The sequence below is a fragment of the Sulfitobacter delicatus genome, from assembly GCF_900102535.1.
GTDB classification, from domain to species: Bacteria; Pseudomonadota; Alphaproteobacteria; order Rhodobacterales; family Rhodobacteraceae; genus Sulfitobacter; species Sulfitobacter delicatus.
Genome location: NZ_FNBP01000007.1, coordinates 105,968 through 124,577 on the forward strand (window position 1 = coordinate 105,968; position 18,610 = coordinate 124,577).

General features: G+C 62.1%; 21 protein-coding genes. 8 read left to right on the plus strand and 13 right to left on the minus strand.

From position 1 onward, the window contains the following. From pcaD to BLS57_RS12900, 4 genes are all read right to left on the minus strand, one after another. Positions 1-804, minus strand: coding sequence for a 3-oxoadipate enol-lactonase (gene pcaD, locus BLS57_RS12885; RefSeq protein ID WP_093742954.1), 804 nt, complete (start codon positions 802-804; stop codon positions 1-3). Between the two features lie 193 nt (positions 805-997). Beyond that, on the minus strand, positions 998-1,969 hold the full coding sequence (locus tag BLS57_RS12890; RefSeq protein ID WP_093742957.1) for a threonine ammonia-lyase: 972 nt from the start codon (positions 1,967-1,969) through the stop codon (positions 998-1,000). Next, on the minus strand, positions 1,966-2,790 hold the full coding sequence (locus BLS57_RS12895; protein ID WP_093742960.1) for an alpha/beta fold hydrolase: 825 nt from the start codon (positions 2,788-2,790) through the stop codon (positions 1,966-1,968). Before BLS57_RS12895 ends, BLS57_RS12890 begins: the two co-directional genes overlap by 4 nt. Then, positions 2,791-3,477, minus strand: coding sequence for a haloacid dehalogenase type II (locus BLS57_RS12900; protein WP_093742962.1), 687 nt, complete (start codon positions 3,475-3,477; stop codon positions 2,791-2,793). A 194-nt stretch (positions 3,478-3,671) separates the two neighbouring features. On the opposite strand from BLS57_RS12900, the gene BLS57_RS12905 reads away from it, so the two are divergent. Together BLS57_RS12905 and BLS57_RS12910 are read left to right on the plus strand one after the other, a co-directional pair. Next, on the plus strand, positions 3,672-4,109 hold the full coding sequence (locus BLS57_RS12905; protein WP_093742964.1) for an FKBP-type peptidyl-prolyl cis-trans isomerase: 438 nt from the start codon (positions 3,672-3,674) through the stop codon (positions 4,107-4,109). Between the two features lie 99 nt (positions 4,110-4,208). After that, positions 4,209-5,324 (plus strand): THUMP domain-containing class I SAM-dependent RNA methyltransferase, encoded by a 1,116-nt coding sequence (locus tag BLS57_RS12910; RefSeq protein ID WP_093742966.1) that lies wholly within the window; start codon positions 4,209-4,211, stop codon positions 5,322-5,324. A gap of 367 nt (positions 5,325-5,691) precedes the next feature. On the opposite strand, the gene BLS57_RS12915 is transcribed toward BLS57_RS12910, so the two are convergent. Both BLS57_RS12915 and fabB read right to left on the minus strand, forming a co-directional pair. Next, complete coding sequence (locus BLS57_RS12915; protein WP_093742968.1) at positions 5,692-6,483, minus strand: enoyl-ACP reductase FabI; 792 nt, start codon at positions 6,481-6,483, stop codon at positions 5,692-5,694. A gap of 9 nt (positions 6,484-6,492) precedes the next feature. Continuing rightward, complete coding sequence (gene fabB, locus BLS57_RS12920; protein ID WP_093742970.1) at positions 6,493-7,722, minus strand: beta-ketoacyl-ACP synthase I; 1,230 nt, start codon at positions 7,720-7,722, stop codon at positions 6,493-6,495. Positions 7,723-7,886: 164 nt separating this feature from the next. On the opposite strand from fabB, the gene BLS57_RS12925 reads away from it, so the two are divergent. Then, positions 7,887-9,266, plus strand: a complete 1,380-nt coding sequence (locus BLS57_RS12925; protein ID WP_093742972.1) for an NAD-dependent succinate-semialdehyde dehydrogenase — start codon at positions 7,887-7,889, stop codon at positions 9,264-9,266. 70 nt (positions 9,267-9,336) lie between these two features. After that, entirely contained in the window at positions 9,337-9,939 is a 603-nt protein-coding gene (locus tag BLS57_RS12930; protein ID WP_425274348.1) for an SDR family oxidoreductase, read from the plus strand. A gap of 67 nt (positions 9,940-10,006) precedes the next feature. On the opposite strand, the gene fabA is transcribed toward BLS57_RS12930, so the two are convergent. After that, on the minus strand, positions 10,007-10,516 hold the full coding sequence (fabA, locus tag BLS57_RS12935; protein WP_093742974.1) for a bifunctional 3-hydroxydecanoyl-ACP dehydratase/trans-2-decenoyl-ACP isomerase: 510 nt from the start codon (positions 10,514-10,516) through the stop codon (positions 10,007-10,009). 161 nt (positions 10,517-10,677) lie between these two features. On the opposite strand from fabA, the gene irrA reads away from it, so the two are divergent. Then, the gene (gene irrA, locus BLS57_RS12940) at positions 10,678-11,097 is read left to right on the plus strand and encodes an iron response transcriptional regulator IrrA (RefSeq protein ID WP_093742976.1); all 420 of its coding nucleotides are present in this window, start codon (positions 10,678-10,680) and stop codon (positions 11,095-11,097) included. Positions 11,098-11,103: 6 nt separating this feature from the next. Here irrA and BLS57_RS12945 read toward each other — a convergent pair whose 3' ends face one another. After that, a complete protein-coding gene (locus tag BLS57_RS12945; protein WP_093742978.1) occupies positions 11,104-12,006 on the minus strand; it encodes a LysR family transcriptional regulator in 903 nt (300 codons plus the stop codon). 92 nt (positions 12,007-12,098) lie between these two features. On the opposite strand from BLS57_RS12945, the gene BLS57_RS12950 reads away from it, so the two are divergent. Both BLS57_RS12950 and BLS57_RS12955 read left to right on the plus strand, forming a co-directional pair. Then, positions 12,099-12,899: a phytanoyl-CoA dioxygenase family protein gene (locus BLS57_RS12950; RefSeq protein ID WP_093742980.1), complete on the plus strand. Its 801-nt coding sequence runs from the start codon at positions 12,099-12,101 to the stop codon at positions 12,897-12,899. Positions 12,900-13,051: 152 nt separating this feature from the next. Continuing rightward, a complete protein-coding gene (locus tag BLS57_RS12955; protein ID WP_093742982.1) occupies positions 13,052-13,378 on the plus strand; it encodes an SH3 domain-containing protein in 327 nt (108 codons plus the stop codon). A gap of 43 nt (positions 13,379-13,421) precedes the next feature. Here the strand turns inward: BLS57_RS12955 and BLS57_RS12960 are convergent, their stop codons facing one another. From BLS57_RS12960 to BLS57_RS12975, 4 genes are all read right to left on the minus strand, one after another. Beyond that, a complete protein-coding gene (locus BLS57_RS12960) occupies positions 13,422-14,042 on the minus strand; it encodes a class I SAM-dependent methyltransferase (RefSeq protein WP_093742984.1) in 621 nt (206 codons plus the stop codon). Position 14,043: 1 nt separating this feature from the next. After that, the gene (gene pssA / locus BLS57_RS12965; protein WP_093742986.1) at positions 14,044-14,823 is read right to left on the minus strand and encodes a CDP-diacylglycerol--serine O-phosphatidyltransferase; all 780 of its coding nucleotides are present in this window, start codon (positions 14,821-14,823) and stop codon (positions 14,044-14,046) included. A 9-nt stretch (positions 14,824-14,832) separates the two neighbouring features. Next, positions 14,833-15,525, minus strand: coding sequence for a phosphatidylserine decarboxylase (locus tag BLS57_RS12970; RefSeq protein ID WP_093742988.1), 693 nt, complete (start codon positions 15,523-15,525; stop codon positions 14,833-14,835). A gap of 275 nt (positions 15,526-15,800) precedes the next feature. Next, a complete protein-coding gene (locus BLS57_RS12975; protein WP_093742990.1) occupies positions 15,801-16,670 on the minus strand; it encodes a hypothetical protein in 870 nt (289 codons plus the stop codon). Positions 16,671-16,793: 123 nt separating this feature from the next. Here BLS57_RS12975 and miaB point away from each other — a divergent pair, with 123 nt between their 5' ends. Further along, positions 16,794-18,098 carry a tRNA (N6-isopentenyl adenosine(37)-C2)-methylthiotransferase MiaB gene (miaB, locus tag BLS57_RS12980; protein ID WP_093743146.1) on the plus strand — a complete coding sequence of 435 codons (1,305 nt, stop codon included), beginning with the start codon at positions 16,794-16,796 and terminating at the stop codon, positions 18,096-18,098. A gap of 33 nt (positions 18,099-18,131) precedes the next feature. On the opposite strand, the gene BLS57_RS12985 is transcribed toward miaB, so the two are convergent. Next, positions 18,132-18,476, minus strand: a complete 345-nt coding sequence (locus tag BLS57_RS12985; RefSeq protein WP_167356431.1) for a hypothetical protein — start codon at positions 18,474-18,476, stop codon at positions 18,132-18,134. Between the last annotated feature and the right edge of the window lie 134 nt (positions 18,477-18,610).

Genomic DNA, 18,610 nt, shown 5'->3' on the forward strand with positions numbered 1-18,610 from the left:
TTAGCCCTTCTGTTTGGGGATATGGCCGACGCTGGCGAGGAAGTCGTTCAGGATGTCGGCGTATTCCTGGGGCTGCTCGACGCAGGGCAGGTGACCGGCGCGGCGGATCAGTTTGAACTTGGAGGCCGGGATCAGGTCCATCATTTCGCGCACCAGATCGGGCGGGGTGGAGCCGTCCTCGGACCCTGCGATGCCAAGCGCGGGCAGGCGCAGGCCGGAGGTGGGGGTCATGAAATCGCTGTGCGAGATCGCCGCCGAACAGCCCGCATAGCCCGCGTCGGGTTGGCGGGTCAGCATGTTGCGCCAGAGGGCGAGGTCGGGCGTGGCGCGGAAGTCGTCCGAGAACCAGCGTTGCATGATCCCATCGGCGAGGCTCTCGATACCGTGTTGCTCGACGCCGGCGATGCGCTCGGCCCAGATGTCGCGGGTGCCGATCTTGGTGGCGGTGTTGCTGAGTACCAGCGCGCGGATCATGTCGAGCCGTTTGACGGCCAAGCCCTGTGCGATCATGCCGCCGATCGACAGGCCGACAAAGACGCAGTTGCGCACGTTCAGATGGTCGAGCAGGCGCTCGGTGTCGGTGATCAGCGACCCCATCGAGTAGGGCGCAGGCGGGCAGGAGGAGAGACCGTGGCCGCGTTTGTCAAAACGGATGATGCGCAGGCCGGGGGCGAGGAGGGGTAGGATCGGATCCCAGAGGCGCATGTCGGTGCCGAGTGAATTGGCAAAGACCACCGGGGCGCCGTCTTCGGGGCCATCGACGCGGTAGTGGAGTTGGACGTCACCGGTGTCGAATATTTGCATGGGTGGTCTCCTTTAGGCGCTTTGCCGGATAGCATATCGCGCAAAGATCAGAGGGCAAAGGCGCAACCGTCCATAGGTGCCCCGCCCGGCTGCAAGCCGGGCAGCGTCATGCCACAGGCATGCCTTCGGCATGACCCGCCCCCCTGGGGCGGCGCTTTCAGCACCACCCCGCGGGTCGGCGCTGCCCTTATCGTTACCCTAACGTCTGCAGCGCACGCGCAAACATATCTGCATCCACGTTCCCGCCAGAGATCGTGACGATCACGTCATCGCCCTCAATCTGATCCCCACGGAACAACGCCGCCGCCAACGCCACAGCCCCGCCTGGTTCTGCCACGACCTTCAACCGGTTAAACGCATGCCCCATCGCCTGCAGAGCCTCCTGATCGGTCACCACCAGCCCCGGCCCGACAAGTCTTTGCATGATCGGAAAAGTCAGCTCCCCCGGCGCGGGGGTGATGATCGCGTCACAAATCGAGCCCAGAGCGCTCGCATTGCCTTCGATCTTGCCCGAAACCAGCGAGCGCGTGGCATCATCAAAGCCGTCCGGCTCGGCAGGCCGCACGCGGAACCCCGGTGCCTCGGCCTCAAGCGCCAAGGCAATGCCGCTGGTCAGCCCGCCGCCGCCACAGCAGACGATGACCTCGGCCTTCTTGATCCCGGCCTCGGCGGCCTGTTGGGCGATTTCCAGCCCCGTGGTGCCTTGGCCCGCGATGACCTGCGGCTCGTCATAGGGTTTGATCAGCGTCAGCCCGCGTTCCCCGGCAAGCTGCGCGCCGATCTCCTCGCGACTCTCGTTCGCGCGGTCATAGAGCACCACCTCGGCCCCATAGGCGCGGGTGTTTGCGATCTTGAGGCGCGGGCTGTCCGAGGGCATGACGATCACCGCAGGCGCGCCGTGCATCTTGGCGGCCAGTGCCACGCCCTGCGCATGATTGCCGCTGGAATAGGCGATCACGCCCTTGGCCCGCAGGTCCGGCTCCAAGGCCGAGAGCGCCGACCAAGCGCCGCGAAACTTGAAGCTGCCGGTGTGCTGCAGACACTCCGGCTTGACCCAGACCCGACGGCCCGCGATCTCATCCAAGAAATGCGAGTTCAGCAGCGGGGTGCGGCGCACATGGCCCCCGGCGCGGGCGGCAGAGGCGCGGATCATGTCGATGTTCATTGTAGCTGTCCTATCCAGTCTTGCAGGGCGGCTAGCGCCTCGGGTTCGTCTAAAAACGGCACATGGCCGCGGCCCGGCACTTCGACGGCGATCATGTCGGGGCGGCGGGCCTGCATCTCGTGCAGGGTCTCGCGGCTTAGAAGCGTCGAATTCGCGCCTCGGATTGCCGCCAGTGGCAGACCGGCCAGCGCGTCGAAATAGGGCCAGAGGTCGGGCGGGGTGTCGCCTGCCGCGGCGGCCACGGCATCGCGCAGATGCGGGTCATAGGTGATTTTCAGACCGGTCTCGGTCTGGATGTAGTGGCGTTTGACCTCGGCCATCCAGCGCACCTCGGGCACATCGTGGAATTCGGGGAAGGCGCGTGCCATGGCGGCGGCGGCCTCGGCATGGGTCTTGGCGGCGGGATTGCGACCGAGATAGCCCATGATGAAGTCGATACCCTTTGGATCCAGCTCTGGCCCCACATCGTTCAGCGCCACACCGAGCAGACGGTCCTTGGCCGCCATCGCCAGCCCCATGGCGTTCAGCCCGCCACGCGAGGTGCCAAGGATCGCGACTTGGTCCAGTCCCAGATGGTCGAGCAGTTCCAGCACATCGCGGCATTCCACCGGCAGGCTGTAGTTCTGCCAGTTCGGGTCGAAATCAGACTGCCCGCGCCCCCGGTAGTCCATGCGGATCAGCCGGTGCGCCGCCAGATGCGGCGCGACATAGTCGAAATCAGCCCCGGTGCGGGTCAGCCCCGAGAGGCACAGGATCGGCAAGCCGCTGCCTTCGTCCGTGAAATGCAGCGACAACCCGTCCGACGTGGTGAACCGCGCCATTTACAGCCCCGCGAGGGCAGGGATGCCGGTGAGGTCTTGCAACTGATGCGCGGGCCTCCACGGCAGGCGGTCGACCGGATCGCCGCCCCGGTTCACCCAAGCGGTGGTGAAGCCATAGCCGGTGGCCGCACCGGCGTCCCAGCCGTTGGAGGAAACAAACAGCACTTCGTCTTTGGCGCAGCCGAAATGCTGGCCCACCAGATCATAAACCGACGAATCAGGTTTGAAGATGCCCACGCTTTCGACCGAGAGGGAGACGTCCAAGACATCACCGATTCCCGCCGATTTCACCGCACCGTTCAACATTTCCGGCGAGCCGTTGGACAAAATGGCGGTGTTGAGCCCGCCATCTTTCAAAGCGCGCAGCATGTCGGGCACCTCGGGATAGGCCTGCAATTCCCAGTAGAGCGCCAGCAGACGTTCGCGCAGCGCGGGGTCTCCGGCGACGTCCATCTTCTCCAGCGCCCAATCCAGACCTTCCTGGGTGACCTGCCAGAAATCGCAATGCGCCCCGGTCACCGCGCGAAGCCATGAATACTGCAACTGCTTGAGCCGCCAGTGCTCTGCCAGTTGCGGCCATGTGTCGGCGATGGCGGCAAAGGCCGGCTCCTTGGCCGCCTCGCGCGCGGCGGCGGCCACGTCAAACAGGGTTCCGTAGGCGTCAAAAACGCAAGTTGTGATCGGCATTTGGCAAGCTCTCCCATGTCTCGCGGGCAGAGTGGCACGCAGCGGCAGCGGCGAAAAGGGGCGAAATCGGGTTCAGGCCGGGCCGCGGGGGTTTACTCTCAGCGCCGCAATCCCCATGTTGTCTGGGAATTCGGAGCACCCGCGCAGATACGCGGCCTCCCCCCTTTCCCCCCGATACAGATTGGAGACACCAAATGGCTGAGGTCAAATCCGGCGACACAGTACAGATTCACTATACCGGCACATTGCAGGACGGTACCACGTTTGACAGCTCCGAGGGCCGCGACCCGTTGGAGTTTGTCGTGGGCTCCGGCCAGATCATTCCCGGCCTCGACAGCGCGCTGCCCGGCATGACGGAAGGCGACAAGAAGGTCGTCAAAGTGGCGAGCGAAGAAGCTTACGGCCCGGTCAACCCGGAGATGCGCCAAGCCGTGCCGCGCGAAGGCATCCCGGCGGACATCCCGCTTGATCCCGGCACCCAGCTGCAGATGCAGACCCCCGAAGGCCAAGCCCTGCCGGTGACCGTTATCGAAGTGGACGAGACCACCGTGACACTCGACGCCAACCATCCGCTGGCGGGCAAAGACCTGCAGTTCGACATCGAACTGGTTAAGATCGCTGCGGCGGCCTGAGAATAGCGGCCGGGGGGAGCCTCCCCCCGGCATGCCTGCAAGACGGCGTTCACGTCTTTTCCCCTCGCACCGCAGCCCTTTGGCGCTTATGCAGGGGCCATGAATACCCCAGATACATTTGAGATTTTCCTCGTCTGCCCCCCGGGGCTTGAGGATTTGCTCTGCGCTGAGGCGCAGGAAAAAGGCTTTGCCGCAGCGCAGGCCCAGCCCGGTGGCGTGACCGTTCAGGGCGGCTGGCCCGAGGTCTGGCGCGCGAACCTAGAGCTGCGCGGCGCAGGCCGGGTGCTGGCGCGGATTGGTGGCTTTATGGCCTTTCATCTGGCGCAGCTGGACAAGCGTTGCCGCAAGTTTCCCTTTGCGAATGTGCTGCGCGCCGATGTGCCGGTGAAGGTGCAGGTAACGACCAAGGCTTCCAAGATTTACCACGCCGGGGCGGCGGCCCAGCGGGTCGAGACAGCGCTGCGCGAGAGCCATGGGATCACCGTGGATGCCGAAGCGGCACTGGTGCTGAAGGTGCGGATTGACGACAACGCGGTGATGTTCAGCATCGATACCTCGGGCGAGGCGCTGCACAAGCGCGGGCATAAGGAGGCCGTGGGCAAGGCGCCGATGCGCGAGAATATGGCGGCGCTGATGCTTCGGTCTTGCGGCTATGCGCCGGGCGAGCCGGTGGTGGACCCGATGTGCGGCTCAGGGACGTTTTTGATCGAAGCGGCGGAGATCGCGGCGCGGTTGAAGCCGGGGCGGAGCCGGAGCTTTGCCTTTGAGGATTTGGCGAGCTTTGATGCTGCGGCTTGGGAAGAGATGCGCAGTGGTGGAGAGGTTTCGGTCCCGTCGGCGCGTTTCTATGGCTCGGACCGGGACGCAGGCGCGATCCGCATGAGCACGGCTAATGCCGAGCGTGCAGGTGTGGGCGAGTTCTGTGAGTTTGCCTGTCATGGGGCAGGGGAGGTTCAGCCGCCCGAAGGCCCGCCGGGGCTGGTGATCGTGAACCCGCCTTATGGGGGGCGGATCGGGAATAAGAAGCTGCTTTATCCGTTGTATGGGACGTTGGGTGAGACCTTGAAGACGCGGTTCCGGGGGTGGCGTGTCGGGCTGGTGACGTCAGAGCCGCCTTTGGCGCGGGCGACCGGGCTGCCGTGGAAACCGCAGGGGCCAGCGATTGCGCATGGGGGGATGAAGGTCTGGCTCTGGCAGACGGATGTGTTGCGGTAGAGCCTACCACCCAGCCCGGAATCAAGCCGCAGGCGCCGGGCCATCGCCTGCCCGCCCCCCGGGTAGGCGATTTGGTGAGGCTGGGCGCGTCTCTGCAATCTAGTCCCAAGGCTGCACCATAAAGTGGCACGAAGCTAGGTTGCCATCGCCGACCCGCGGGCAGGCGCTGTCCCTCTGAATACGATTGCCACCTCAGCTCGGAACCAAGCCGCAGGCGCCGGGCCATCAACTGCCCGCCCGGACGGGTAGGCGATTTAGTGAGGCTGGACGCGACTTGGCGAAGTCACGTCACGGCTGAACCATAAAGTGGCTAGGTCCAGCCGTTGGATCGCCGACCCGCGGGCAGGCGATGGCCCTCAGTTCTTGATTACAGATGCTCCGCCTGCGGCATCCCCAGCACATGGAAACCGCCATCCACACGGACAATCTCCCCCGTCGTACAGGCTCCCGCATCCGACGCCAGATAGACCGCTGTCCCACCAACAGCCTCCAACGTCGCATTCGACCGCAACGGCGCATTCTGATCCGTATGCTTATAAGTCTTGCGCGCGCCACCGATTGCGGCCCCCGCCAGCGTCTTCATCGGCCCCGGCGAGATCGCGTTCACGCGGATCCCCTCCGGCCCCAGATCATTCGCCAGATAACGCGTCGCACTTTCCAGCGCCGCCTTGGCCACGCCCATCACGTTGTAATTCGGCGTCACCCGGTTCGAACCCATATAGGTCAGCGTCAACAGCGTGCCGCCGTTCTCCACCATCAACGGATGCGCCCGGCGCGCCACGTCGATGAAGGAATAGGCCGAGATATCCATCGAGTTCTTAAAATTCGCCCGGCTGGTGTTCAGGAACCGCCCCGTCAACTCGGATTTGTCCGAAAAAGCAATGGCATGTACGACGAAGTCAATCGTCGGCCAGCGCGCGCCCAATTCGTCAAAGGCCCGGTCAAGCGAGGCGTCATCGGTCACGTCGACATCGACCATGAAGTCCGACCCGACACTCTGCGCCAGCGGCTCAAGACGCTTGCCAAAGGCCTCGCCCTGATAGGTGAAGGCCAGTTCCGCCCCGGCCTCGGCCATCGCCTTGGCGATGCCCCAAGCGATGGAGCGTTCATTGGCCACACCCATGATTAGGCCGCGTTTTCCTGCAAGCAATCCTGACATAACGCGCCCTCAGCCTTTGTATTTCGACAGGATCATCGACCCATTGGTGCCACCAAACCCGAAGGAGTTGGTCATCACGGAATCGAGCCCCGCATTGTCCACACGCTCCAGCGCGATCTCCGACGGGTCCAGCGCCGGGTCGAGGTTTTGCACGTTGATCGACCGGGCAATGAAATCATTGTCGAGCATCAGCAGCGAGAAGATCGCCTCAAGCGCCCCCGCCGCGCCCTGCGCGTGGCCGGTCATCGACTTGGTCGAACTCACCGGCGGCGTGCTGCCCTGACCGAACACCCGCCGCACCGCTTCGATTTCGCCCACATCGCCGACGGGCGTCGAGGTGCCGTGAGCGTTGATATAGCCCACCTTGCGGCCTTCGGGCAGTGTCTCCAACGCCAGACGCATGGCGCGCTCACCGCCTTCACCCGAAGGGGCGACCATGTCATGGCCGTCGCTGGTGGCGGCATAGCCGGTCACCTCGGCATAGATTTTCGCACCGCGCGCCAGCGCGTGGTCGAGGTCTTCGAGCACCAGCATGCCGCCGCCGCCGGAGATCACGAAACCATCGCGGTCGGCGTCAAAGGCGCGGCTCGCGGTCTCTGGCGCGTCGTTATACTTGGACGACATCGCACCCATCGCGTCAAAGAGGCAGCTGAGCGTCCAGTCCAGCTCCTCACCGCCCCCAGCGAACATTACATCCTGCTTGCCCAGCATGATCTGCTCAGCCGCGTTGCCGATGCAATGCAGCGAGGTGGAGCAGGCCGAGGTGATCGAATAGTTGATGCCTTTGATCTTGAACGCGGTCGAGAGGTTCGCGCTGACGGTCGAAGACATGCACTTTGGCACCGCGAAGGGCCCGATGCGCTTGGTCGCGCCTGTGTCTTTCACGATGTTATGCGCGGCGAACATGGCGCTGGTCGACGGCCCGCCCGAGCCTGCCACCAGACCGGTGCGTGGGTTGCTGATCTGGCTCTCGTCCAGACCCGCATCCTTGATCGCCTGATCCATTGCCACATAGGCATAGCCCGCGCCCGGCCCCATGAACCGCAGGGTGCGCTTGTCGATGTGATCGGCCAGATTGATCTTGAGCGTGCCCGCAACGCGGCTGCGGAACCCGTGCTCTGCCATCTCCGGGCTGGCTTCGATCCCGGAGGTGCCGTTCTTGAGTGCTTGGAGCACTTCTTCGGCATTGTTTCCGATGGATGAGACGATCCCCAACCCTGTGACGACGACGCGGCGCATGGGCAGCACTCCTTTGTTTTACTCGCCCCGGTGTATGACAGCACGGCGGGACGGCGCAAGCGGTTTGCAATTCGGGCCCGCCAGTTCTGCGCGGTCAAGGTTCCGTGATGGAACGACAAAGCCGCAGGTCGTGTTGGCCCTGCAACAGCCCAAAGGAGACTGGAATGCCCGAGATCAAGACAGTGAACCCTGCGACCGAAGAGGTGCTGAGCACCTATAGCGTGATGTCCGAAGCTGAGGCCATCCGCGTCGTCGAGGCCACCCATGCCGCTTTTAACGACTGGCGCAAACTGTCGCATAGCGACCGCGCGCCCTATCTGAAAAAGATCGCCGAAAAGCTACGCGACAACAAAGAGGAACTGGCCGAGCTAATGACCCGCGAGGTCGGCAAGCTGTACAAAGACAGCCTCGACGAAGTTGACCTCTGCGCCGCGATCTTTGACTGGACCGCCGATGCGGGTCCGGAAAAGCTCAAGGATGAGACCCGCGAGTTGATGGATGGCAAGAAAAACGGCGTGGTGACCTATCAGCCGATTGGTGTGATCTATTCGGTCCAGCCGTGGAACTTCCCCTTTTACCAACCGGTCCGCGTGCTGGCGGCCAACCTGATGACGGGCAACGGGAACGTGTTGAAACATGCGCAAATCTGCACCGGCAGCGCGCTGCGCCTTAAGGAAATCTGCGAAGAAGCAGGCCTCCCGAAAGACCTGTTTAACGTCGTCATCATCGACCATGACACCAGCGACAAGCTGATCGCCCATGATCTGGTGCGCGGCGTGACCATGACTGGCTCCGACAAAGCGGGCAGCCATATCGGCTCGCTGGCGGCAAAGCACCTGAAGAAATCGGTGCTGGAGCTTGGCTCGAACGACGCCTTTATCGTGCTGGATGACGCCGAAATCGACACGGCGGTGAAATTCTCTGCCGCGGGTCGGATTTACAACAACGGTCAGACCTGCATCTCGGCGAAGCGCTTTATCGTAACCGACAAAAATTACGACGCTTTCGTCAGCGCCTTTGTCGAGCAGATGAAGTCGATCGAGATGGGCGACCCGATGGACAAGAACACCGGTCTTGGCCCGCTGTCGAGCCAAGAGCAGTTCGAGACGGTGCGCGATCAGGTCAAGGAAAGCGTCGAGAAGGGCTGCGAGTTGCTCTGCGGCGGCGAAGTGCCTGACCGTACGGGGGCTTACTACCCCTCGACCGTTCTGGGCAACGTGAAGCCGGGCACGCCAGCCTATGACGACGAAATCTTTGGCCCCGTGGCTTCGGTGATCCGGGCCAAGGATGACGAAGATGCGATGCGCATTGCCAATGACAGCCGCTATGGCCTCGGAGGTGGTATCTTTTCGAAAGACGAAGACCGCGCGCTTGAACTGGCCCGGGCCGAGTTCGACACCGGGATGATCCGGATCAACGGCTTTGGTCTGGCGGACCCGAATATGCCCTTTGGCGGGGTCAAAAACTCCGGTTACGGGCGAGAGCACGGTGGCTTTGGCATGACCGAATTCGTCAACGCCAAGGCAGTTTTCTTGCCGTCCTAAACAGGATCGCCAAAGGGCGGGCTAGTCACGGCCCGCCCAAGGTTTTGTCCATAGTTACAAGGGGTTCAGAATGACAATGAAAGTACTTGTTGCAGGCGCTACCGGGAAAACCGGCCGCCTATTAGTCAGCGAATTGCAAGACCGCGGTGCGACACCAATCGCATTGGTGCGAGACGGGTCGGACACTTCCGTATTGCCCAAAGGCACCGAAGAGCGCAGCGGCGACTTGACCAAACTCACCCCAAACGCCTGCAAAGGCGTGGACGCGGTGGTCTTTGCCGCCGGATCAGGTGGCAGCACCGGGCCGGAAATGACCGATAAGGTCGACCGTGAGGGCGCACAGCATCTGGTCGATCTGGCCCGCGACGCCGGCGTGACGCGCTTCGTGATGCTCAGTTCCGTCGGCGCGGACAACCCGCCCGAAGACCACGAGATGACGCATTACCTAAAGGCAAAACAGGCGGCAGATGAGCATTTGATAGGCTCTGGATTGACCTATTCCATTCTCCGCCCCGTCGCGCTGACCGACGACCCCAAGACCAATGCGGTCACCATGGGCGACGACGTGGATCAAAGCGGCAAAGCCCATCGGGCCGATGTTGCTGCGGTCCTCGCGGAGGCGGCGGTTACGGGCCGCCACGACGGTAAGGTGCAGGAAATGCAGACCGTCTAAGGCGTTTCTATCTGGCAACAAAAAAGGGGGCCGCGCGGCCCCCTTTTCACGCGCAGACTGCGAAAGATCAGCTTTCGCTCAGCGCCACTTTCATGTCTTTCACCTGATAGATCACTTCGCCATCCGCTTCGACGATACCGTCGGCCACACCCATGGTCAGACGGCGGGTCTGGATCGCCTTGGTGAAATCGATCTTATAGGTCAGCATCTTACGGTCCGGGCGCACCATGCCGGTCAGTTTCACTTCGCCAACCCCAAGCGCATAGCCGCGCCCCTGCCAACCGCGCCAGCCGAGGTTGAAACCGGTGAGCTGCCACAGGCCATCAAGGCCAAGGCACCCGGGCATAATCGGGTTGCCGGGGAAGTGGCATTCAAAGAACCACAGGTCCGGTGTGATGTCGAACTCGGCGGTGATATGGCCCTTGCCATGCGCGCCGCCATCGCCAGAGACATCGGTGATCCGGTCCATCATCAGCATCGGCGGGGCAGGAAGCTGCGCGTTGCCGGGGCCGAAAAGCTCGCCGCGGGCGCATTTCAGCAGATCATCCTTGTCGAAACTCGTGGGGTAGTCGGCCATGCTGCGGCTCTCCTGCTGTGTCATGTCTGACGCCCCGTCTAACATTGCGCCGATGCAGCCCGCAAGGGCCGCGGAGGGCATGCTGCCGATGCCGAAGAACGGTTTTCGTTTGAAAATCGGGGATTTTCTCCTTTATAAGAAGTTGAAAAGGCGGGAACGTAATGTCCGAACAGGAACATGCAGTCGAAACGCACTGGCTGGCTCAGGCCGGGCTGCGCCCCACGCGGCAGCGGGTGACGCTGGCGCGATTGCTCGTGGGCGATGGTCAGGACCGTCACGTTACCGCCGAGAGTTTGTTTGAAGCTGCAAAGGGGCAGGGCGACGCAGTTTCGCTGGCCACGGTCTACAACACGCTCCGCGCCTTTTGTGATGCCGGGTTGCTGCAGGAAGTGACCGTCGACGGCTCGAAAAGCTATTTTGACACCAACACCCACGACCACCCGCATTTCTTTTGGGAAGACGAAGATCGTCTGACCGATGCGCCGTCAGAGCAACTGGTTATCGCGCAACTGCCGGACGCGCCCGACGGGGCCGAGATCGCCTCGGTCGATGTCGTGATCCGCCTGCGCCGCAAGGGCTGACCGTCTTCAAACCGCGCCGGGCAACGGCAGAGTCAGCAGCGCATCGCGCAATTGCGTCAGCGGATCACCCGCCTGCCACGGTCCAAGCTGCGCCACGACCACCTGTTCCACCGCTGTCTTATCCGCTAAGGGCCGTGTGACCACTGGCTTCCCATCATATGTCTGGACGCCCGGCGGCACCGAATAGCTCAACCCCAGCCCTTCGCCATGTGCTGCCAAAGCCCGCATCACTTCGACAGAGGCTGCGCGTTGCACACGGCTTGGCACGAGCCCTTGGCTCGCGAAAAGCCCCATCATATGCCGAACCGACAGCCCGTCGTCTGCGAGGATCACCGCCCGCGTTGCAAGATCCCTAAGGGCGATTGCACTGCGCTCGGCCAGCGGGTCACTTTCTGCCAGAAAGACATGCGGTCGTAGTCGCGCCAGTTCAGATCGTGCAAAGCGCCCGTCGAGCCCAATATCCCAAGTCACCGCAAGATCAATGCGTTCGCTGAGCATGGCGTCCTGCATCTCCTCAAACCCGCAAACCTGCGGGTGCAACGATAGATGGGGAAAATTCTTGCGCAGAAGAGTCAGCGCAGGGGCCAAGACAAAGGGTGCGAGGTCGTCAAAAACTCCGAGACCGATGCGGGTTTGGGGCAGGGGGCTACTGCCTGCGGCTTCCAAACGGGCCGCGCTCGCTATGAGCTTGCGCGCTTCTTCTACCACCCGCTGTCCCTGCGGCGTCAAGCTGAACCCCTGACCCCGCCCTCGAAGAAACAGACGCTGGCCTAAGCGCGCTTCGATCCGCGTAAGCGCTGTGCTCAGCGCAGGTTGAGAAACATTTAGTGCCAACGCCGCACCCGAAAGGCTGCCCGCTTCGGCAATGGCAATGACGTATTCGTAGTGGCGCAGCGTTAAATATAGCATGAGGTTATTTATTACTTAGCTAGCTATTATTTGAAGCTAATATCGATTTAGCGGAATGTCAGCCTTGAAACTAGCAACAAGAATGACGCCGCATGACACACCCCCTCGTCTCGCAAAGCGATATCGAAACCTATCAGCGCGACGGTGTCGTGCTGATCAAGGGCCTCTTTGTCGATCACGTCGACACCCTGCGCGCCGGGGTCGCCCGCAATATTGAAACGCCCGGACCCTATGCTTCGAACAACGATAAGCCTGGCGAGACTGGGCGGTTCTTCGATGACTACTGCAACTGGCAGCGCATCCCCGAGTTCGAAGAAGTCATCCGTGAAAGCCCCGCCGCAGAAGTGGCCGCCGATCTGATGCAGAGCAAGACCGTGCAACTGTTTCACGACCATGTGCTGGTCAAAGAGCCCGGCACTTCTATGGCGACGCCATGGCATCAGGACGGGCCCTATTACTTCGTCGAAGGCGCGCAGACCGTGAGCTTTTGGTCACCTCTTGATCCGGTCACCGATGCCTCGCTGCGCTGCGTGGCCGGGTCGCATCGGTGGGAGAAACCGGTACTGCCAACCCGCTGGGCCAAGGGCGATGCCTTCTTTGACCCCGCCCCCTATATGCCGGTGCCGGACCCCGAGGCCGAGGGCATGGAGATCCGCGAATGGACGATGGAACCCGGCGATGCAGTGGCCTTCAACTACGGTACGCTACACGGCGCGCGAGGCAACACAGCGGGGGCACGGCGGCGGGCGTTCTCGTTGCGTTTGCTGGGCGATGACGCGCGCTACACGCAGCGACCGGGGCCGACGTCACCACCCTTTCCGGGGCATGAAATGGAGCAGGGCCAACGTCTGCGCGAAGACTGGTTTCCGGTGATTTATCCGGGCAGGGCATAAGACGAAGGGCTTGTTTTGTCGCGCCAAGACTGACCGGCTGCCCGGCTATTTGGTGGGCAGCTTTTAGCCAAGTTAGAGTGTCGCGACTGTTGGCGCAGCTTCGCAAGGCCGTTTGTAGTATGCTCGCGTCAGTCTTGGAGCGAGGTAACTAGATGCGAACGCTACTCTTGGCACTTGGCCTGACGTTTCTTGCCGGGAATGCACATACCCAACAACTCGACGTGGAGTTCCAAATCATCGAAGATCGGCAGGCTGCGGGCTGCGCTGGTAGCTATGTTGCAGGCCTAGATCCCAACGGCGACGGCTTCTTGGCTGTGCGCAAAGGACCGGGGACGCAGCACGCAAAGATTGACGAACTCTACAATGGGGACATGGTCCGGACCTGTGCGCAGGCCGGGCGTTGGATAGGGGTTTACTACGGAGAGCCCCGCCGGAAAGGGTGGGTGCATAGCAACTGGCTTATCGACGGGGCAGGCTGAGCGTTAAAACCGAGATTCTAGCCGTACCCTGCCACACGGTTTCCTAGCCTGCCCGCTTACGCAGCACCAGAAAGGTCATCATGCCCAACGGGGGCAGGGCGCGTTCGTCTTCGATATGCAGTGCGTCCTGTTGCAACACCGTCTCCATCTCGAAATCCGAATGCCAGCCGAGCGTATTGGCAAAGGGGGCCGAGACCTTTTCGATAAAGGCCAGCACCCCTGTAGTGCGCATGAAGTGATTGGCGATGACAACTTGGCCACCGGGTTTCAGCACGCGGGCGATTTCTTCCATCACCCGTTCCGGCTCTGGCACCACCGAGAGCACATGCATGGCGGCGATGGTGTCGAAACTGGCGTCGGGAAAGTCAAGGTCGCGGGCGTCCATCTGGCGCAGTTCCGCCACATGAGTCACCCCTTCGCGCGTCACACGTTCGCGGGCTTTGGCGAGCATCTCGTCGCTGAAATCGATGCCGGTGACCCTGAGGTGCGGGGCGTAGTGGGGTAAGGACAACCCGGTGCCGACACCGACTTCAAGAACCGATCCTTCACCTTTGTTGATATGGGCCACCACATGGCGGCGGCCGCCGCTGGTCAAGGCGCCGAAGGTCTTGTCATAGATCGGCGCCCACCGCGCATAGGATGTTTCGACCGCCTTGATATCCATTTCAATTCCCTTTGTTTTTAATCGGTTTGCGTCCGCGCAGGAGGCCCCAGATCACCATGCCGATATAGGCAAGGCAGAGGACGACGAGCGTGGTCCAGGCGTAGGTGGCCAGCGCTGCGGCGAAAATTGCCACGCCGACGAGCAGGTATTTCACATGGCGGCGCGAGACCTTGGTGGTCTTGAACGACCATGTGGGGATGCGGCTGATCATCAGGAAGCCAATCAGCACCATATGCGCGGCGATCATCCAGTCCGGCATAATGGGCCGGTTGTGAAAGGCGAAGGAGAGTGTCATCGGCAAGAGCACCAGAAGCGCGCCTGCGGGCGACGGGATGCCGGTGAAGAAAGAGCCGGATTCGCCTGCGGCATCGCCATTCTTGGCGCGCTCTGCCTCGGCGCGGTCGTTCACGTTGAAACGCGCTAGGCGGACCACACAGCAGACCGCATAGATCAGGACCGAGATCCAAGCCGCGCTGCGCATGTCTTGCAGCGCCCAGAAATAGAGGATCAGCGGCGGGGCGACACCAAAGTTCAGGAAATCAGCCAGCGAGTCCAGTTCCGCGCCCATGGGGCTGGAGGAGCGCAAGAGCCGGGCCAACCGTCCGTCTAGGCCATCGAGCACACAGGCCAGCAGGATCAGTTGCACGGCCAGTACGTAGTTGCCCTGCACGCCAAAACGGATCGCCGAGAGACCGGCGCAAATGGCCGTGATCGTCAGCGCGTTTGGCAGCAGTTGGATCAGCGCAAGGTCTGCGCCGGACTTTTCAGAAGAGGGGCGCATGCAGCAATCCTAGACGGGGGTGGTCTCGGCCACCGGCGGTTTCAACTCGGCCAACACGGTTTCCCCGGCGACCATGGTTTGCCCGATGCGGACCATTGGGTCGACGCCTTCGGGCAGGTAGACATCTAGCCGCGAGCCGAAGCGGATCAAGCCGAAGCGTTCGCCGGTTTCCAGCCCATCGCCGGATTTCACGAAACAGACGATGCGCCGCGCCACGAGGCCCGCAATCTGCACCACGGCCAGATCGCGGCCATCGTCCATGCGGATGCACAGGCTGTTGCGCTCATTGTCGGCGCTGGCTTTGTCGAGCGACGCGTTAAAGAACTTGCCCGGGCGGTAGGCCACGGCCTGCACCTTGCCCGCGACGGGGGCGCGGTTGATGTGGCAGTTGAACACGCTCATGAAGACGCTCACGCGGGTTAGGGGCACATCGGGCATGCCAAGCTCAGCAGGCGGCACGGCGGGCTCGATGAGTGAGACGATGCCGTCGGCGGGGCTGATGATCAGGTCCGGTCGGTCTGGGGTGACACGCTCGGGGTCGCGGAAGAAGTAGTAGCACCAGACGGTGAGGCCCACGCCGATCCAGCCCAGCACATCGGCGATGGCAAAGAGCACCAGCGTGACGGCAGCAAAGATCGCGACGAATTTAACGCCCTCGCGATGCATTGGCTTGATGAATGTTGCGAGCAAATTGACGGACATCGGACCCTCCCGTGGTGGCTGTCTTCCGTCATAGGAGTAAAGCGCGTGAGTGCAAGGAGGTTTTGGGAACGGGGTTGGTTTGCGCGGGGCTGCGCAGGCTTGGCGGTAAGGGCAGCGCCCTCCCTGGGGGCGATCCTCTTCCTGCGTTGTTGGCGGTCGCTCCGCTGAGCGGGCTAAGGCAGCAGTAGATGGAAACGTTGCAAAATCGCCCTCCGGGGGGAGGGAGGGCGATGCCCGGTGTGCCACCGGGCGGGACAGGTGCTAGCGTTGGGACTTCAAAACCATTGGCCCGGCTCCATCAGGCCCAGATCCAGCAACTGCCGGGAATGCCACTCAAAAGGCTCTGAGTTGTGCCACTTAAAGCTGGAAATATCATAGCGACTGCCGGGGTTGCTCTTCAGCGCCTTGGCGGTGCGGAAGGAGCAGACCGCCGTGGTGATGTTGTGATGCCACTTGCAGGCATAGGTGTTGTATTCCTCGTCGTTGAACGTGTGATCCGGCCGCAGTTCCAGCCCCGGTTTGGCCTTGAACAACGGGATACGATCAATCTTGCGGCTCTCTGGCGGGACATGTTCCTCAAACCGCCAGCGCAGCCCGCCGAAGAAATCCAACTGCCGTTCTTTCGGATGCCCATTGTTGGCCGGATCACTGCGCGCCAAAGCGTAATAGCCGGAGCGGTCCAGATGTGCTTCATCCAATGACACTGCATGCGGGTTGGCCTGCAAATCCAGCGCGTAGAGGTCGATCACATAGGCCAATAGCGCGTCACGGCGCTCTTCGGCATGAAATGCCAGCAGTTCGACGATATTGCGTGTCTCGCAGAACGGGTGAAACAAATACTCCGCGTTATAGCAGTAATAGATCCACTGACCCGGCACCGCCGGGATCAGGCGGTTCACGGCCCGCGTCAATGCGCCTTCGTCAGATGTATTATAGTCCACCCGCAAGACGGTCTCTTGCAAATCCCGCGGCAGATCAAAGCTCGGCGGCATCAGCGCCAGCACGGACTTGAACCCGGCCTGCTGGTGATGGCGCAGCGTGGTGTCGACCTCTACGTCATCCTCAACCAGCACCATCGCAATGGGGCCAGCCAGCAGTTCTGCGCCTGCCTCTTTGATAAGGTGATCAAGGTCGCGATACCGCATATGTCCCCGCATGGCCGCTCAATAGGGCAAAGTCGGTTAATTCCGGGTGCATTGCAAGATGCCCCTGCCGCTGCTATGCGGCGCCATCTGCCCAAAATCTGCCAAACCCGTTGGATGCCCGCCATGACACAACCGAAAAAGCTGTTCATCAAGACCTATGGTTGCCAGATGAACGTCTATGACAGCGAACGCATGGCCGAAAGCCTGGGCGGTCAGGGCTATGTCACCACTGACAAGGCCGACGACGCGGATATGATCCTGCTCAACACCTGCCACATTCGCGAAAAGGCGGCGGAGAAAGTCTATTCCGAACTGGGCCGCCTGAAGCCTTTGAAAGACGCGCGCCCCGATCTCAAAATTGGCGTGGCGGGCTGTGTGGCACAGGCCGAGGGCGAAGAGATCATGCGCCGCCAGCCCGCCGTTGATCTGGTGGTTGGCCCGCAAAGCTACCACCGTCTGCCCGAGATGGAGGCCAAGGTGCGCAGCGGTCAGAGCGCGCTCGACACGGATTTCCCGGCAGAGGACAAGTTCGACCACCTCAAAGGCCGCCCCAAGATGAAACGCGCCCCGGCGGCGTTCCTGACGGTGCAAGAAGGCTGCGACAAATTCTGCGCCTTCTGCGTGGTGCCCTATACCCGCGGGGCCGAAGTCTCGCGCCCCGCCGAAAAGGTGCTGGAAGAAGCCCGCGATCTGGTGGAGCGCGGCGTGCGCGAAGTGACATTGCTGGGCCAGAACGTGAATGCCTACCACGGCGGCATGACGCTGGCTGAACTGATCCGCGCGCTGGCCAAGGTCGACGGGCTGGAGCGCATCCGCTACACCACCAGCCATCCCAACGACATGGGCGACGACCTGATCGCGGCGCATGGTGAGGTGCCTGAGTTGATGCCCTATCTGCACTTGCCGGTGCAATCGGGCAGCGACCACATCCTAAAGCGCATGAACCGCAGCCACACCGCCGAGAGCTATCTCAAACTGCTGGAGCGTATCCGCGAAGCGCGGCCTGATATTCTGCTGTCCGGTGACTTTATCGTGGGTTTCCCCGAAGAGACTGACGCCGATTTCGAGGCCACGATGGAGCTCGTCCGTCAGGTGCGCTACGGCTATGCCTACTCGTTCAAATATTCCACCCGCCCCGGCACACCCGCAGCGGAGCGCCCGCTGGTTGACCCTGCGGTGGCAGATGAGCGCCTGCAACGGCTGCAAGGGCTGATCACCTCGCACCAACGCGAGATCCAGCAGTCCATGGTCGGGCGTGAAGTGTCTGTCTTGGTGGAAAAGAAGGGCCGTCTTCCCGGTCAGATGCTCGGCAAATCCGAGTACCTGCACGCGGTACATATTGAGAACAGCACCGCGGCGATTGGTGATATCCAGCGCGTCCGCGTGACCGAAGCCAAAACCAACTCGCTGGCGGCCGTTCTGGTCTAAGAGGGTGCGCGTGGCCGCGCACCCCGCTACGTATCAGTAGTTATGCTTGCGGTGCGACGCGCGGTCCGCAAAGATCCGCTCCATATGCGCCTTCAGGCCAGCAGGGTTGCCCACCAGACGCTCATCGCGGCAAACCCGCTCGGCGATGGCATGTGCGGTCGAGAAGTCATAGCCCACGGCGACAAGGCTATCGACAAAAACGCTGTTGGGCCGGTCCCAGATCACGTCATGCCACGGGCCACGGTAGCAGCTGACGTGGATTACATTGCCTGTCGGTACGGCAACACCTTGGTTGTGGTAGGCGTATTTCACGCCACCGGCAAATGCGGGCAGGGCAAGCAGCCCGGCCACAGCGGTTGCTATCATTGTTTTCATCATCACATAGTCCCCCAGTTGAGATTGCAGCATCAGTCGGCCTCGGCAAAGCCGCGCGAAAGTCCCACCCTCGCGATCCGATGAATAGAGGGATAGGCGCCTAGAGCAGCAATTCAAGGAAATTCGGAGGCACTGTT

Bases quoted from the DNA above. Each gene is read 5' to 3' on its own strand.
- pcaD (WP_093742954.1), bottom strand. From the start codon at position 804: ATGCAAATATTCGACACCGGTGACGTCCAACTCCACTACCGCGTCGAT.
- BLS57_RS12890 (WP_093742957.1), bottom strand. From the start codon at position 1,969: ATGAACATCGACATGATCCGCGCCTCTGCCGCCCGCGCCGGGGGCCAT.
- BLS57_RS12895 (WP_093742960.1), bottom strand. From the start codon at position 2,790: ATGGCGCGGTTCACCACGTCGGACGGGTTGTCGCTGCATTTCACGGAC.
- BLS57_RS12900 (WP_093742962.1), bottom strand. From the start codon at position 3,477: ATGCCGATCACAACTTGCGTTTTTGACGCCTACGGAACCCTGTTTGAC.
- BLS57_RS12905 (WP_093742964.1), top strand. From the start codon at position 3,672: ATGGCTGAGGTCAAATCCGGCGACACAGTACAGATTCACTATACCGGC.
- BLS57_RS12910 (WP_093742966.1), top strand. From the start codon at position 4,209: ATGAATACCCCAGATACATTTGAGATTTTCCTCGTCTGCCCCCCGGGG.
- BLS57_RS12915 (WP_093742968.1), bottom strand. From the start codon at position 6,483: ATGTCAGGATTGCTTGCAGGAAAACGCGGCCTAATCATGGGTGTGGCC.
- fabB (WP_093742970.1), bottom strand. From the start codon at position 7,722: ATGCGCCGCGTCGTCGTCACAGGGTTGGGGATCGTCTCATCCATCGGA.
- BLS57_RS12925 (WP_093742972.1), top strand. From the start codon at position 7,887: ATGCCCGAGATCAAGACAGTGAACCCTGCGACCGAAGAGGTGCTGAGC.
- BLS57_RS12930 (WP_425274348.1), top strand. From the start codon at position 9,337: ATGACAATGAAAGTACTTGTTGCAGGCGCTACCGGGAAAACCGGCCGC.
- fabA (WP_093742974.1), bottom strand. From the start codon at position 10,516: ATGGCCGACTACCCCACGAGTTTCGACAAGGATGATCTGCTGAAATGC.
- irrA (WP_093742976.1), top strand. From the start codon at position 10,678: ATGTCCGAACAGGAACATGCAGTCGAAACGCACTGGCTGGCTCAGGCC.
- BLS57_RS12945 (WP_093742978.1), bottom strand. From the start codon at position 12,006: ATGCTATATTTAACGCTGCGCCACTACGAATACGTCATTGCCATTGCC.
- BLS57_RS12950 (WP_093742980.1), top strand. From the start codon at position 12,099: ATGACACACCCCCTCGTCTCGCAAAGCGATATCGAAACCTATCAGCGC.
- BLS57_RS12955 (WP_093742982.1), top strand. From the start codon at position 13,052: ATGCGAACGCTACTCTTGGCACTTGGCCTGACGTTTCTTGCCGGGAAT.
- BLS57_RS12960 (WP_093742984.1), bottom strand. From the start codon at position 14,042: ATGGATATCAAGGCGGTCGAAACATCCTATGCGCGGTGGGCGCCGATC.
- pssA (WP_093742986.1), bottom strand. From the start codon at position 14,823: ATGCGCCCCTCTTCTGAAAAGTCCGGCGCAGACCTTGCGCTGATCCAA.
- BLS57_RS12970 (WP_093742988.1), bottom strand. From the start codon at position 15,525: ATGTCCGTCAATTTGCTCGCAACATTCATCAAGCCAATGCATCGCGAG.
- BLS57_RS12975 (WP_093742990.1), bottom strand. From the start codon at position 16,670: ATGCGGTATCGCGACCTTGATCACCTTATCAAAGAGGCAGGCGCAGAA.
- miaB (WP_093743146.1), top strand. From the start codon at position 16,794: ATGACACAACCGAAAAAGCTGTTCATCAAGACCTATGGTTGCCAGATG.
- BLS57_RS12985 (WP_167356431.1), bottom strand. From the start codon at position 18,476: ATGATGAAAACAATGATAGCAACCGCTGTGGCCGGGCTGCTTGCCCTG.